We start from the raw sequence: 14,780 nt of genomic DNA, 5'->3' as shown, positions 1-14,780 counted from the left end.
TTCATACTGGAAATCGTCCCGGCTTTCAATTCCGGGATCTTCCCGAACCTCGAACGCCGCCGCTCCGGCCGGAAGGCCGTCGATATCTTCCGGATCCAGGATGGCCTTGAAATTCCCGCCGCATCGGCCGATAATGAACCGGACCGGAGGACGGCATGACCATCAGGGAAAAACTTGAAGAGCTCGAAAAGCGGACGCTGGCGCCCCAGGCCTGCCTGAGCGCCCGGTCCCGGGGCCGCTCCCGAACCGAAACGCCCCATTCCATCCGGACGGCCTTTCAGCGCGACCGCGACCGGATCATCCATTCGAAATCCTTCCGCCGTCTCAAGCATAAAACCCAGGTTTTCCTTTCGCCCTTCGGCGACCACTACCGGACGCGCCTGACCCACACTCTCGAAGTTTCGCAGATCGCCCGGACAATCGCCCGGGCTCTGCGCCTCAACGAGGACCTGGCCGAGGCTGTCGCGCTCGGCCACGATCTGGGGCATACCCCCTTCGGGCATTCGGGAGAGGCCACTCTCAACAGCCTCGTCGAAGGCGGCTTCCGCCACGCCGAACAGAGTCTGCGGGTCGTCGAAAAGCTCGAACACGACGGCAGAGGGCTTTTCCTGACCTGGGAGGTCCGCGACGGCATCATCGGCCATTCCAAGGGTCGGGGCGAGATTCTGGGCGAAGGCGCCAAGAACATGCCGGCCACCCTCGAGGGCCAGGTCGTCCGCGTCTCCGACGTCATCGCCTATGTCAATCACGATCTTGACGACGCCATCCGGGCGGAGATCATTTCCCAGGGCGAGATCCCGCCTCACATCATCCGAATTCTCGGCAAGTGGCCGGCCACCCGGATCGACCGGCTGGTCATGGATGTCGTTGAGGCCAGCCTGTCCTGCGGCCTGGAAAGGATCGCCATGACCCCCAGGATCATGAAGACCATGACGGAACTCCGCGACTTCCTTTATGACCGGGTTTATTTCGGGGGTGGGGCGCGGGAGGAGCTGGCCAAAACGGAAAAAATCGTCCGCGAACTCTATGCCTGGGCGCTCGACCATCCCAAAGGACATGTCAAGGACTTCCCTCCGGGCGATCTGCCGGCGACGCGCGCTGCCGATTTCATCGCCGGGATGACGGACCGCTTCGCCCTCGATCTCTACGAATCGATCTTTCTCCCGCGCTCCTGGCGCGTTTAGCCCGCCGGTTCCGGATTTCGGCGTTTTCGCAGTGATCTGCGATGAATCGCATGCGCCGCGCTTGACAGTTCCTGAATCTTCATCTGTTAGGCTTTTGACATCCGTCCCCGAGAGGCGTATGATTTCTCTCATGAAAACACGTCATAACACCAGTTATCCCTCCGCGCGGGCCCGCGGCCTGCGTGCCGCAAAGGTCCCGGCTTTTGCCGCCATCCTGGTCGTGGCCCTGGGGGCGAGCCTCTTCAGTCAGTACGACGTCCCTTTCGTCCCCACGCCGCACGAAGTCGTCGATGAAATGCTCCGAATGGCCGGAGTGAAAAAGGGCGACATTCTCTACGACCTGGGCTGTGGAGACGGCCGGATCGTCATAAAGGCCGCCACAAAATTCGGGGTCAAAGGAACGGGAATCGACATCGATCCCGAGCGCATCGCCGAGAGCATCGCCAATGCGAGGGCGGCCGGGGTTTCCGACATGGTCCGGTTCCTCAACCAGGATCTCTTTGAAGCGGATTTCTCCGACGCCACTGTCGTCACGCTTTATCTTCTGACTTCGGTCAATCTCAGGCTGCGTCCCAAACTTCTCAGGGAACTCCAGCCGGGAGCGCGCGTCGTCTCCCATTACTTCGAAATGGGCGATTGGGAACCGGAGCAGTCCTCCGAAGTCAGCGCCACCTACGACGATCACGGCGTTTATTTCTGGATCATTCCGGCGAATATCACGGGTGTCTGGGACTGGACCATGGTCGGTCCGGCCGGAAGCCAAAAGACCACCCTGGATGTCAAGCAGAGGTTCCAGAAGTTTTGGGGCACGGCCGAAACATCGGGCGGCCAATTGACGCTCATGGACCCCCAACTGAAGGGTGCCGATGTGCGATTTGTCCTTCGGCACGACACTCCCGCCGGAGTCGCTCTTCACACATTTGAGGGCGTTGCCAAGGGCGATGTCATCGAAGGCACGGTCACAATTTCCGGAGTCGGAGCCAAGAGCAAACAGCCTTGGAAGGCCGTCAGGCGGCCCGATACCAAGGTCAGCATCGTCGAGTAATATCAGAGAATCGGCGCCGGGTGGACCGTCGGCCGATTTGATGATCTCCCGACAAGTCTCGGCGCGTGATCGAAGATCGGGGCTTCTGTCCGAACGGATTTGCCATTATAATAAGATCCGGATGACCATGAAGTCTGATTTTCCCCGCATTCCCGGCTACTGGATCGAGCGGGAACTGGGCCGCGGGGGAATGGGCATTGTTTATCTGGCCCACGAAGGGAAGCTGGACCGCATGGTTGCCATCAAGGTGGTCGAGCTTCTCAACATGCAGGCCGGCGAACAGGCCGAGCGTTTCATCAACGAATCGCGGACGGCGGCCCGGCTGCAGCATTCCAACATCGTCCCTATCTATGATGTCGGATTGGAGGGAAACCTCTACTACATGGCTGTGGAATACTTCCCGGGCGGCACGCTGCGCGATCTTTTGAACGCCGGGCCGATCCCCGGAGGGGCGCTTCTTGTGGTCGAGAGGCTGGCCGATGCGCTCCATTACGCTCATAGCCTGGGATTCATTCACCGCGATGTCAAACCGGAAAACATCATATTCCGCCGGGACGGCACGCCCGTGCTTTCGGATTTCGGAATTGCCCGGGCCGTGGACGCCATAACGCGGTTGACCCAGGCGGGAAAGGCAGTGGGAACGCCCCACTATATGAGCCCGGAACAGGCCCGGGGTTTGGATCTGGACGGCCGGGCGGATCTCTATTCCCTGGGCGTTGTTTTTTATGAAATGCTGACGGGGGATGTCCCCTATGAAGCCCAGGACAACATCGCCGTGGCCATCAAGCATATCCAGGAACCGATTCCCGGGCTTCCTCCCCACCTGTCCCATTTCCAGTCTCTTCTCGAGAAGATGATGGCCAAGGACCGGGAGGCGCGGGTGCAGACGGGCGAGGAGCTTTCCCGGCTCATCCAGGAGATGCAGGACAAGGAAAAGGCTTGGCCTTTTTTGACGGCGGGGCGGGAGACAACGGCGGATCCGGCAGGGGATGGCCGCCGGGCTGGACGGGCGAAAAAAGCCGGCAAAAAAAAACTCACCGGAAAAACGGCGAAGCAGGGAACCTATGGGGCGATCCTGAAAAAAATGAAGTTCCTGGTGTCGTCGCTGGCCGGCGCCCTGGTCTTTGCTCTCGTTCTGATCGTCATTCTTCTTGCCAGGGGAGGCCGGGAAGTGGCCAAGGATTCCGTCCTGCGACCTTCGGGAAGTGACGCGGTTTTGACGGAAGATTTGTCGGCCCTTTCGGATCGCGAATACCATGACTATCTTTCCAAAGCGAGGGCGTCGCTGGACAGGGGAGATTTGGAGGATGCCGGGATGAAAATCGCCTTGGCGGAAACGATCGTCAAGGGAGGCGTCGAGTCGGAATCGCTCAAAACCCTGATCGAGCAGGCTGAGACGGCCAGACGCGCAGAGAAGCGAAGGCAGGACCAGGCCCGCCGGACCGCGGATAAGCCCGTCCGCGTGGAGGAACCCAGACAAGAGGATCTTAAGGCGCATGAGGCGGACGACGCGGCCTGGAGTATGGCCGCAGCCGTCGGAACGGAAGAGTCTCTGAAAAGCTATATCGAGAACTATCCGGCCGGTCGATATGTCGCCGATGCCTGGAAAAGGATCGAAGATCTTCGGACCGCCGCCCGTGAACGGACGAAAGAAGAGGAAAGGAAGAAATCGGAGGATGCCGATCGTTCCGTCGAGGATCTTCCCGAGACCAAAGCTTCCCGCGGGGATCTCGTTCCTCTGGCGGATGTCGATACCGAACCTCTCGCGATCACATCCCCTGAGCCGGCTTATCCGGAATCCGCCCGGCGGTTCCGCATTGAAGGCGCGGTCGTCGTCGATATGCTTGTTTCCGAATCGGGAGACGTCATCGATGTGCGTACGATCAAGGGCATTGACGGTTATACCGCTTTCGAAAGAGCCGCCGAAAGTGCCGTCCGGAAATGGCGCTTTCGTCCGGCTATAAAGGACGGCGTTCCCGTCAAAGTCTGGAAATCCCAGACTTTTGTCTTTAAGACCGGTGGATAAGAGGACGTTAAATTCGGTAGAGGAGTTCGAAGCGAAGCCAGCCGGCGGATGAGGCGCCCGGCCGATAAAAGTCCCCGGGCCGGAAGTGCTCGAAAATGAGATGGCCGGTCAGGCCGGTGAAGACTTCGAAGTCGGTCCGGGCGATAACCAGAGTTCCCCGGTCCCGGCCCGTTCCGCTCAGAAACGCCGACGGCCGTCCCGGCTTGTCGGCCCACATCCTGTGAGCCGTGAGCGACAGCCGGACCTTCGGGTGCAGTGAGACGGCCAGGGTCGCATTCGGCGAGATGAAATTGCTCCAGTAGGCCACCCGGTCCTCGCGGATCATGGTGTAGATCAGCGAATCACTCCATTTCGGCCAGCGGCTGAAGACCGGGTCCCAACCCTCATGACGGTCCGTCGTTGTGTCGTCGCCGCTCAACCAGATGGCGCCCAGACTGAAGTCGACGGGTGCGGGAAGCCCTTTTTCCGCATGAAAATCGGCGAAGACATAGCCGCCGAAGGCCGAGACTCGGGCGTCCCCCCGGGTTCCGGTCTGGCAAGCGGCTTCTCCGCGGGCTTTGATCCCGGGAACCAGGGGGATCGTTGCCCGGAGTCCGCCCGTTGCAACGGCGGCCTCCGGATTCATTTCAACAGCGGCCGAGCGCTTATAAAGAAGATAGGGCTCCCAAGTCCCTTTTCCCGAAGCTGCGGTCAAGTAAAGACCGGCCCCCGTTTCCGGCTGTTCCACCATGGCCTGAGGTTTGGGATCCAGAACAGGCAGGCCGTCTGTTTCCGGTTGATGGACGACGAAGGCCGTGAGCGTCGTCCGGTCGGCAACAAGATCCCAATCGGTCCGAAGACCGTTGAAATAGACGGAACGCGAACCGTCGAGGGGCCCGCCGTCGGCGACGACAAATCCTTCGCCGAGCATCATGTTCCATCGTCCGGCCGTCAGACGGAGCGGAAGTCCCCCCGGACGGTTCCAGGCGAGATAAAGATTGTCGATGAAAATTTCGTCCGTTTGGAAGGGAATGTTTTCCGGGGCGAAATAATAACGGTTTTCGTTCGTGACCTTGACGGTGAATTCCAGCCCGGATGAAACCGCGGCCGTCAAGTTCAGGGAGGTCCGAACTCTCGTGTAGACACGGGCCTCACCGGCCGTATTATCGAGACTGACGGTGTTGTTCCAGCCTTCGATCCGGACCCGCTCCATGAACCCGAGCCGAATCCGAGGCGGGGGTTTGTCTTCGGTTTGAGCGGAGTCGGGCGGCCCGGAGGCTTCGGGTTCGGCCGGAAAGGCGCTTGCGACAATCCAACAAACCGCCAAAGAAAAAAGAAATGGGAAAACAATCCGCCGTGTCATGTGACATCTCCCGAGTGAACCTGCCGTCTTCCCGCCAGACTGACGAGCGGCGTCAGAGCAAGCGAGACCAGCATGCCGATCGTCCCGGCTTCGGGCGGGGGATAGGCGGAGAGAAAGAGACCGAGGGTCACGGTCAGGGCGCCGATCGATCCCGCCACGGCGCCGGCCCGGGTCGTTCCCTTCCAGAAAAGACCCCACAGGAACGGACCGAGAAAGGTCGCTCCGATGGCGCCCCAGGAAATGGCCAGGATGGAGACGATGGTCGCCGGCCGGACGAACGCCAACAGAACGGAGATCACCACAAAAATCGCCATCAGCACCCGCATCATCAGCGTCAACCCGCGGTCGGAGATATCGGGCTTGACGAAGCCGGCATAAATGTCGCGGGCCAGGGCTGAGCCGGCCATCAGGACAAGAGCCGCCAATGTGGACATCGAGGCCGAAAGGATGAGAAGCATGATGACCACGAGCAGGCCTTCGGGGACGATGCGGAGGAAAAGCTCCGGGATCAGGGCGTCGAAATCGGGCGTCCCGCCCGGAAAAGCGCGCGGCGTACCCTCAGGTGTGAGAAAGACGCGCGTTGTCGCCCCGATAAAGTAGGCCGTTCCCGTGACCAGGACGGCGAAGGCCGTCGAGGCGATCATGCCCAGCCGGATGGCTTTCCGATCCCGGATGGCATAGAATTTCTGGACGAGCTGGGGCATTGCAAACGGTGCGATGCTGGTCAGAAAGACAAGGGAAAAAAGCGGCCATAATCCCGGTGGTCCGACGGCCGAGGCCAAGTCCGGATCGACGGCCCGGAGGCCGGCCAGGATGGCCGCAAGTCCTCCGCCCTTGGACAAGGCGCCGTGGAGAAGGAGAAGAACGCCTCCGGTCATAACCATGCCGAAGACGACGTCGATCATGACCATCGAACGGTAGCCGCCCATGGTCAGGTAGAGGGCCGTGAACAGGCCCATGAAAATCAGCGCGGCCTCATAGGGGATGCCGAAGGTTGTCAGAAAAAGATAGGACAGGCCTATGAAGACCGCGGCCGTGTAGGGGATGAAAAAGACAAAGACGGCCGATCCCGCAAAAAACCTCAAAAAGCGGCTTTTAAAGCGTTTTTCCAGAAATTCGGCCATGGTGGCGACGCCGTAGGAGCGGGACATGTCGTGGACGCGGGGCGCAAGAAACAGCCAGACGCCGAGAACGCCGACAAGGGAGTTTCCCAGGGCGATCCACAGACCGGACAGGCCGAAAGACCAGCCGATTTTCCCGGCGAAACCGATGAACAGGACGGCCGAGAAATAGGCCGTGCCATAAGTGAAGGCGGTCATCAGGGGCCCGACTTTTCCGCCGCCGAGGAAAAAATCGGCGAACGTCCGTGTCCGGCGCAGGCCGGCCAGACCGATCCAAACGATAAGTCCGGCATAGAGGGTAAGAACAATGATTTTCAAAACCATAGCGGGCGCCTCATTCGAGGTTTTTCCGGATTCCGGGACATTAACACAGGGCGTCTTGACATGTCAAACAGCCGCCCTGAGAAATCAGCCTCGGCTCAGGCCGTCGGCTTCGGATCGCCGGGCGGAGCGGAGATTCCGAGGAGGATTTTGCGGGCATCGGCAAATATGACGGCCGCGAGAACGACCAGCACGAGGCTGATACCGCCCAACAGAAATCGTCCGGCCTTCAGAAAGCTGATCCCCTGGTAGAGAAGCGCGGCGACCGTCGTCACCAGCATGAACAGGGCGGGGTAGAGGGTTGCCTTGCGCGGCCGTTTCAAGCCGACCAGCCAGGCGGTGACCACGATCAGGGACAGGGCTGCGACGAGCTGATTCGAGGCGCCGAAGACCGGCCAGATGGCCTTATAGCCCTCCGTCGCGCCGAGGACGGCGGCGAAGACGATCATGACGATGGACGCCACCCAGCGATGGTTGAAAACGGCGGCTTTTTTCCCCAGAAGTTCCGAAAGGATAAACCGGCCCAGGCGGGCGCCCGTGTCCAGAGATGTCAGCACAAAGGCGTTCAGCATGATCATGCCGAAAAAGAGGCCCATGGTCAGGCTCATGCCGGGAAGGGAAGAGGTGATCCGGCCGTATCCCGTGGCGAAGGCCTTGACGGGATCGCCGGCTTCAGTCATCAGATATTGGAATCCGAATTGCGAGGGCGTTTTTGCAGGGTCCCAGACCAGAGCCGCGGCGGCGATCAGCACAACCAGGCCGGCCAGGGCCGCCTCGGTCAGCATGCCGCCGAAGGCGATAAGACGGCCGCTCCGCTCGTCCGGAAGCTGCTTGGCCGTCGTTCCTCCGGCGACGACGGAGTGGAAGCCGGAGATCGCGCCGCAGGCGATGATGACGAACAGCATGGGCCAGAGCGGCCCTCCGGCGCTCGAAAAGCCGGCGAAAGCCGGCGCATTGAGCTCCGGCCGGGCGACCACCAGTCCGAGATAACCGAGGCCCAGGCCGACGAAGAGAATCCACGTCGTGATGTAATCCCGGGGCTGGAGAAGGAACCAGACGGGCAGTGACGATGCGAAGTAGCTGTAAATGAGAAGCGCGAAAAACCAGATGGTCGGAGCCGGCAGGCCGAGTACGGATTCCGGAAGCGAGACGGGCAGATGGGCGCCCGCCCAGATAAGAAACGCCAGGACGGCCAGGGCCATAACGGTGCCGGGAAGGACGCCGAGACCTTTGCGATAGACGGCCCAGCCGAAGACCATGGCGACGAGAATCAGTCCGAAGGTCGGAACGACGATTTCGGGCTGGGAGACGAGGGTCTGGGAGGCGACGACGGCGAAGACGGCGATGACCAGGGTCAGGGCGAACCACAGGAACAGGGACAGAATGGTCTTGGACCGTCCGCCCAGAACACGGCCCGAGATGTCGGCGATCGAACGGCCGCTGTTTCGAACCGAGGCCATGAGAGATGTGTAGTCGTGAACGGCACCGAGGAAAACGCTGCCGAGCGCGATCCAGAGAACGGCGCCGAGCCAGCCGAAATACATGACGGCGAGAAGCGGCCCGAGGATCGGGCCGGCGCCGGCGATCGAGGAAAAGTGATGACCGAAGAGAAGCATCTTCTTGGCCGGGGAATAATCGACGTTGTCGCAGTTTTCGCAGGCCGGGGTGGCCCGAGCCGGATCCATCCGGATAATCTTTTTTTCGATGAATGCGCCGTAAATCCGGTAAGCGACAAAAAGCCAGGCTAAGAGAAGTCCCGCAATGAGCAGCGTATCCATGTCAGCCTCTCACGATGGCGATTCCGGTCTTCGGATAATATACAACAATCTCCCGGCAATTCCGAATGCGGTGGGGTTGAACGGAATCGTTCTTTCAGGATATCCGATCGACGAGATGCCGTAACTTTTCATAATAACGTCCGGCCCGGTGGATGACTTGGCCGGCGGTGATCAGGGCGATGACGTTGGGCCGGGTCCGTCCTCGGATCAAGTCCGACCAAAGCGCCCAAGGATAGAAGCGTGGACCGTTCGGCCTGATGACGACATTTTTGCGGGTGCCCGCCCGCCTAATCTTGCGGTGAAAGTGGAAGGAACCCCGGCCGTAGCGAAATTGAATGCGAAGATAATTCCAGGCGCTGGATTTTGTCTGATGATGCCAGACCCGGGCCTCCGGGCAGAAAGTTTGGCGATAGCCTGAGGCGATCAATCGAAAACTGAATTCCCGATCTTCCGAAGACAAGATGAATTTTTCGTCAAAACCGCCCAGAGACAGCCAAACATCCCGTTTGACAGCCGCATTTGCGGTCACGACAAGAATGACATTCCCTCGACTGTCGAGGCGATACCTGTAAAGAAATGCGAGGATGGAATTCCAGGCATCCCCGGCCGTGTTTCCTGGATATGGGTTCAGGGTCAGGCCGCCCGCGGCATCCCATTCTTGCGTTTGAAAGAGCCGGGCGAAACCGGTTAGCCAGTCCGGGGCCACGCGGCAATCGTCGTCGGTGAACGCCAAGTATTCGCCTCGGGCCTCGCGGGCGCCGAGGTTGCGGGCGTAGCCCGGGCCCCCGGATCGCGGGGCGTTCAAGAATCTGAGGGGGAGCCCGGCCCGGACTTCCGGAGTGATGGCTGAAAATGTCCAGCGACCGCCGTCGTTGACTAGAATGAGTTCCCACCGGTTGGCTGGGTAATCGAGCCGCAGGAAACTTTTCAGGCAGGCGCGAAGAGACTTCGGGCGGTTTTTTGTCGCGATGACGACACTGAATGTTGGATCCTCTGCAGAGAGGACGTTTCTCGTGTCGGACGGGTTTTGAGGGAATGCGCTCATTTTAGCCTGTCATGCGGTGTACCCCCAGCGCCGCATGGTTGGGCCGGCGATCTCTTCGATGGCATGGATTTGTTCCCGGGTGAGTTCATCCCGGTGTTTGCCGATGCTGGAATCGTGAATTTTTGACGTTGTGAAGCCATCAGGATCGACCCCGAGGTAACGGCCGAGGGTGCTCATTGCGGTTCGGGGATCCCGAATGAGCGATTCATAACGGAGCGTATGAACACGAGGGGCATATCGTTCCATCATATCCATGGATTTCACCCAGTGAGTTGCCACCTTCCAGGCCGTGTCGAGGCTTTTTCCAAAAGGCTTGCCCTTCCAGTCCGTGGCGGCTTTTTCGAGGGCCGATCGGGCCACATCGCGGGGGTCGCGGTAAATGATGATCCTCCGCAGATCGGAATAAGCGGCCAGTTTGTCCAGATGAAACACATACCGGGGATACTTGTCTCCGATGACGCGCGCCTCGGGAAACGCCGACTGATAAATGCCGATGACGTCTTGAAGCCGGACTATCTCAGGGGCCGCATTCTTCAGTTGGGTGGTCATGTGTTCATGAAAGTGAATTCCGGCTTCCCTGTCGGCTGACTTGTTCCCATTTGATTTTTGAAGGAAAGGCTTTTTCTTGCTCGGATCTCCGAGGCGTTTTAGGTAAATGGGAAGCGTCATATCGAGGGCGACAAAGCTTCGGTACTCGAAAGACATGACGATGTCCGGATGCGTATTGCATAGGGTGTTCAACAGTGTCGTTCCGGAGCGGGGGTGGCCGCCGATGATAACCGCCGTCGGATGGTTCATTTCGCGACTCCTCGTTTTCGGGGGGATGTTCGTACCCAGTCCATGCTGTGTTCGTAGCCCAGTTCGATCAGGAGGGTTCCGGCGACGGCCTGAAAGACCAAGGCGTCTTTTCGGGAGAAGGTGGTTTTCCAATCGCCGGCTCGGCCGCCGCGCCGGAATTTCCCCGCCCCGCCCCGATAATTCTTTGAAAAATCCGTTTTGTCTTCAATGATCTTCAGAAGCGCATCGTCGTAAGGGATGCCGCAGAAATCGAACATCTCCCGAAACTGGGATAGAGGATCATTCCTGAGAGTCTCATAACGGATTTCGAGAAAACGATCGGGTCCCAACTCCCGGCCGTAACGTTGTGCGCGCCGGACGGCATCGCCCCAAGCCTTAGCCGACGAGGCGATGGACCGGCCGAAGGACGACTTCCAAATCGGCACCCAAGATGCGGCGGCGTCCAGAACTGAGACGGCGACGTCGCGGCCGTCCCGCACGACGTGAATGAACCGGGACGCGGGAAAAATTTCCCCAATGAAGGGGATATGAAAGAGGTGGGACGGGCTCTTTTCGACGAGATAACGGTGTTCGTCCCCGACGGCGTGTCCCAGAATGGTTTCCGCGAATTCCCGGGCGTGGCGGACGAGTTCCTCCCGACGAAGCAGGCGACCCAACCCGGAAAATTTGGGCGGCCAGTGGGCTTCCGTAAAAAGGCTGCCGAGACCGTCTTTGGGCGTGAACAGCCACGATTCGAAAACCCCGGCAACCTTGGGATGGGCGTTGAAGATGTCGTAGACCCATGTTGTCCCCGACCGGGCGGCGCCGACGATGAAGATCGGGCCCGCGGCGAGCCGGGAAAGGGGAAGGTTTCTCATGTCATCCTTTCATCTGTTTCATATGAAGGTCGTAGAGTTCGGCGTAGCGACCCTTTTTCCGGATCAATTCCTCTTGGGTTCCCGTTTCTGCGATGCGTCCCTTATCGAGGACGATGATCCGGGCGGCCAGCCGCACCGTCGAGAACCGGTGTGAAATCAGGATGGCCGTCCGGCCGCGGGCCAGATTTGCGAACTGCCGAAACAGCTCGAATTCCGCCCGGGCGTCAAGCGCGGCGGTGGGTTCATCCAGGATCAAGAGCGCGGCCTGATCGCGGGCGAAGGCGCGGGCCAGGGCGATTTTCTGCCACATGCCGCCCGAAAGATCGAAGACGCCGAAACGCCGCCCCAGCATCGTTTCGTAACCCCGGGGCATGTCCTCGATGAGACGGCGGATCCCGGTTCTTTCGACGACACGGTCGACGTCCTCGACGGTCATGCCCTTGGCGATATTCCCGAACGCGATATTGTCGAAGGCCGAGGCTTCGTAACGGTTGAAGGTCTGGAGCACAAAGGCCAACTGCCGCTGAAGACATTCGGGGGAGATGCGCCGCGTGTCGATGCCGTCGATCAAAACCGCGCCTTCGGTGGGATCGTAGAGCCGGGCGAGAAGCTTAACCAATGTGGATTTTCCGGCCCCATTCTCCCCGACGAGAGCGACGGTTTCCCCCGGCTCAATCGTGAAAGAGATACCGCGGATCACGTCGCCGTCCGAACCCGGGTAGGCGAAGCGGACATCCCTGAACTCGATCTTTCCCCGGATCGCGTGTTCCAGGCTGTCATCTTTTTTCGCGATGTTCGGTTGAACGGCAAAAAACATGTTGAGATCGGCGATGTACAGGAGTTCGGCGACGGCGCCGGAGGCGGACTCGGCGACCTGGCTGAGCACCGCGCGGAGCCGGGCCGAAACCGCGATGAACAGCGTCAAATCGCCGATGGTCAGGGCTTTAGAAAAAATCTGTCCGACGATCCGCCCCATGAGGAGATACGTGACGATTCCGAGGACCATGGCATACGTCATCTCCATGATCGTCCGGCCGAGAAACAGTTTGCGGTCTTCCTTCACGAATTCCCGAAGCAGATTTCCATACTGGTCGATCAGCTTCGGCGACAATCCCAGAATCTTGACTTCCGGAGCCGAATGGCGTCCTGTCAATGTCGACGTGAAATACCCGGCCCAGCGGCGCTTGGTGGCCCGGGAATACTCCTTCTTGTAGACCTTTCGGGAATGCCGCCATTTCGAATACATGTAAGGGAGAAGGATGGGAAGCAACAGGACCAGGATCAGAGGTTCGACCGCATAGAGGATGATCACAAGAGAGAGCATCTGGACGAGGCCGGCGAAGAGATTGATCAGTCGGGACAGGAACTGCGAAAAGTGCATCGCCGGATTTTTTTGAACCCGTTCGAAAACGTCTTGAAGTTCCAGATCCTCCAATTGGCTGACATCGAGAGTTGCGGCATGTTCGAGGATGTCGCGGGACAGACGGAGAAGCAGGTTCTCTTCCAGACGATGTTTGAGGAAAGACGTGAGCGAACCGAGAATCTCCGAAGCCGCGGTGACGGCGAAGCCGAGAACAAGCCAGGGAATGACCGTCTGAATCCCGCCGGAGCCTCCGGCGATCAGACCGGCGACGGCATTGATGATTTGCTTGCCGATCCAGGCCAGGGCCGCCGGCAGCAGGTTTGTCAGGAAACTCAGAAACAGGATGCCGATCAGAAGATTCGGGCAGATAGCCCAGGTTGTTCGAACCACCCAGGCCGCCTGGGCCCGAAAGTTGCGGATTTGCCTGTTGCCGCCGGGCTTGGCTCGGGGATTCATTTCCCGTTCCTTCTCCATCGGGTTTTCAAGGCCCGCCAGGCCATGGCCATGGTTTTTAGCCACGGTCGGAATGTCCTCGGGGCCGCGCCGCAGACGATGATCCCGGCGATGCTGCCGAGAAAATCACGGATTCCGCGCTCATAGAGCTTTCTTGACGCCAGGGTCAGATAAAGGGCGGAAATGTCCGGCGATTTTCGACCTTTGAGAAACCCCGCATCCTGGAGGGACCGGTGAACTCTTTTGACGTCGGCGGGACGGGTCCACGGCGCGACGAAGATGACCGGGGCGCCCACCTCAGAAATTTCGGCCGGCGACATGCTTTTATGCGCGGCCAAGGCGGCGGCGTCACGGAAGGCCCGGTGTTGCCAGACATCCAGATGAAAGGCGAGGGAGGCTTTTGCTGATTCCCAGTCCCCGTCCTGCAGATCGGAGGCCTCGCGCATGGCCGGCCAGAGAGAACGGACGATATCTGGAGAACATCCGGCGTTCAGAGCGTGTTCGACGATCTTGATCTGCCAATCCGTGACGGTCAGTACCGAAGTCGGCCGGAAGGGTGAGACCGGATGCGATTTCCGAAGATACCGGGGAACGGCTTCAGTATGGCCGGTTTGATGAAGCCTCCAGATCAGCCACATGAGCGTATTGTAGCGTACCCGCCGCTCGATTTTCCGGATTTTCCGGGGAAGGTCCGGCCGCGAAAAAAATTTGTCCAAGACTTTGTCTAGATTGACGGCCTGTTTCATACCATCCAGAATGGCGTTTTCCCCATGCTGGCGGTAGAGAACGGTCGGCCGGTAAAGCCAACGGGCCCGGCTGCCGCCTGCGGACAGGCGCAAAATCAAATCGACGTCTTCGGCCTGGGTGAGGCTCTCGTCGAATCCTCCGGCATCGCAGACGGCCCGCCGATCCAACATCAAGGCACCGGGAAAAACCGGCTTTCGGAGCAACCATGTCTCCAGGTTAAGGTCGGGCGCGGTTTCCCAGGGCTTGATGGTCGTGAGCTCTGAGCCGTCGGCTGCAGCCAGCGTCCAGCCGCTGTGGATAATGTCAAGACGCGGGATATGAGGACGGAAGGCGTCGAAGAGAGCGAGTTGCGCCCTGAGTTTTCCGGGCAGCATGACGTCATCCGCGTCCATAAAGACCACGAACTCCCCGCGGGCTTCACGAAGGCCGAGGTTTCTTGCTGCGCAAACGCCGCGGTTCACCTGGTGGAACACTCGGATCCGCGAATCATCGAAGGACTGCAGAACATCGGGTGTCGCGTCCGTCGATCCATCGTTGACGATGAGAATCTCGAAACCGGCGGCACCCTGGTCGAGAACGCTGCGGACCGCTTCTCCAATGAAGCGTTCGGCGTTGTAGGCGGGGATGATGACGCTGATCCGGATTTCGTTTTGACGGCTCTTGAGGCCGGTTATGATCGGACTCACTCGATTCTCCCATT

Annotated in this window: 11 protein-coding genes; 3 read left to right on the top strand and 8 right to left on the bottom strand. The window is 59.7% G+C overall.

Translation table 11 applies throughout. From position 1 onward, the window contains the following. The first annotated feature begins 155 nt into the window (after window positions 1–155). The 3 genes from SCM96_00930 (at window position 156) to SCM96_00920 (ending at window position 4,255) form a co-directional block, all read left to right on the top strand. Window positions 156–1,184, top strand: a complete 1,029-nt coding sequence (locus SCM96_00930) for a deoxyguanosinetriphosphate triphosphohydrolase (protein MDW7759185.1) — start codon at window positions 156–158, stop codon at window positions 1,182–1,184. Between the two features lie 130 nt (window positions 1,185–1,314). Continuing rightward, window positions 1,315–2,229, top strand: coding sequence for a class I SAM-dependent methyltransferase (locus tag SCM96_00925; GenBank protein ID MDW7759184.1), 915 nt, complete (start codon window positions 1,315–1,317; stop codon window positions 2,227–2,229). Between the two features lie 121 nt (window positions 2,230–2,350). Further along, window positions 2,351–4,255: a TonB family protein gene (locus tag SCM96_00920; protein ID MDW7759183.1), complete on the top strand. Its 1,905-nt coding sequence runs from the start codon at window positions 2,351–2,353 to the stop codon at window positions 4,253–4,255. A 7-nt stretch (window positions 4,256–4,262) separates the two neighbouring features. On the opposite strand, the gene SCM96_00915 is transcribed toward SCM96_00920, so the two are convergent. From SCM96_00915 to SCM96_00880, 8 genes are all read right to left on the bottom strand, one after another. Further along, a complete protein-coding gene (locus tag SCM96_00915) occupies window positions 4,263–5,597 on the bottom strand; it encodes a hypothetical protein (protein MDW7759182.1) in 1,335 nt (444 codons plus the stop codon). Further along, the gene (locus tag SCM96_00910; GenBank protein ID MDW7759181.1) at window positions 5,594–7,042 is read right to left on the bottom strand and encodes a sodium:solute symporter; all 1,449 of its coding nucleotides are present in this window, start codon (window positions 7,040–7,042) and stop codon (window positions 5,594–5,596) included. The genes SCM96_00915 and SCM96_00910 overlap by 4 nt, the downstream gene beginning before the upstream one ends. Before the next feature lie 95 nt (window positions 7,043–7,137). Then, window positions 7,138–8,817: a carbon starvation protein A gene (locus SCM96_00905; protein MDW7759180.1), complete on the bottom strand. Its 1,680-nt coding sequence runs from the start codon at window positions 8,815–8,817 to the stop codon at window positions 7,138–7,140. A 94-nt stretch (window positions 8,818–8,911) separates the two neighbouring features. Next, a complete protein-coding gene (locus SCM96_00900) occupies window positions 8,912–9,862 on the bottom strand; it encodes a glycosyltransferase (protein MDW7759179.1) in 951 nt (316 codons plus the stop codon). Window positions 9,863–9,871: 9 nt separating this feature from the next. Beyond that, complete coding sequence (locus tag SCM96_00895; GenBank protein ID MDW7759178.1) at window positions 9,872–10,660, bottom strand: sulfotransferase; 789 nt, start codon at window positions 10,658–10,660, stop codon at window positions 9,872–9,874. Then, the gene (locus SCM96_00890; protein MDW7759177.1) at window positions 10,657–11,517 is read right to left on the bottom strand and encodes a sulfotransferase; all 861 of its coding nucleotides are present in this window, start codon (window positions 11,515–11,517) and stop codon (window positions 10,657–10,659) included. The genes SCM96_00895 and SCM96_00890 overlap by 4 nt, the downstream gene beginning before the upstream one ends. A gap of 1 nt (window position 11,518) precedes the next feature. After that, window positions 11,519–13,399 (bottom strand): ABC transporter ATP-binding protein, encoded by a 1,881-nt coding sequence (locus tag SCM96_00885; protein ID MDW7759176.1) that lies wholly within the window; start codon window positions 13,397–13,399, stop codon window positions 11,519–11,521. Further along, window positions 13,333–14,766, bottom strand: a complete 1,434-nt coding sequence (locus SCM96_00880) for a glycosyltransferase family A protein (GenBank protein MDW7759175.1) — start codon at window positions 14,764–14,766, stop codon at window positions 13,333–13,335. The genes SCM96_00885 and SCM96_00880 overlap by 67 nt, the downstream gene beginning before the upstream one ends. Between the last annotated feature and the right edge of the window lie 14 nt (window positions 14,767–14,780).

This window comes from Acidobacteriota bacterium (genome assembly GCA_033549365.1).
In the GTDB taxonomy this organism is placed as follows: domain Bacteria; phylum Acidobacteriota; class Aminicenantia; order Aminicenantales; family Saccharicenantaceae; genus JAWSUF01.
The sequence above is the reverse complement of the archived record's forward strand: the minus strand, read 5'-3'. Positions and strand labels throughout refer to the sequence as shown.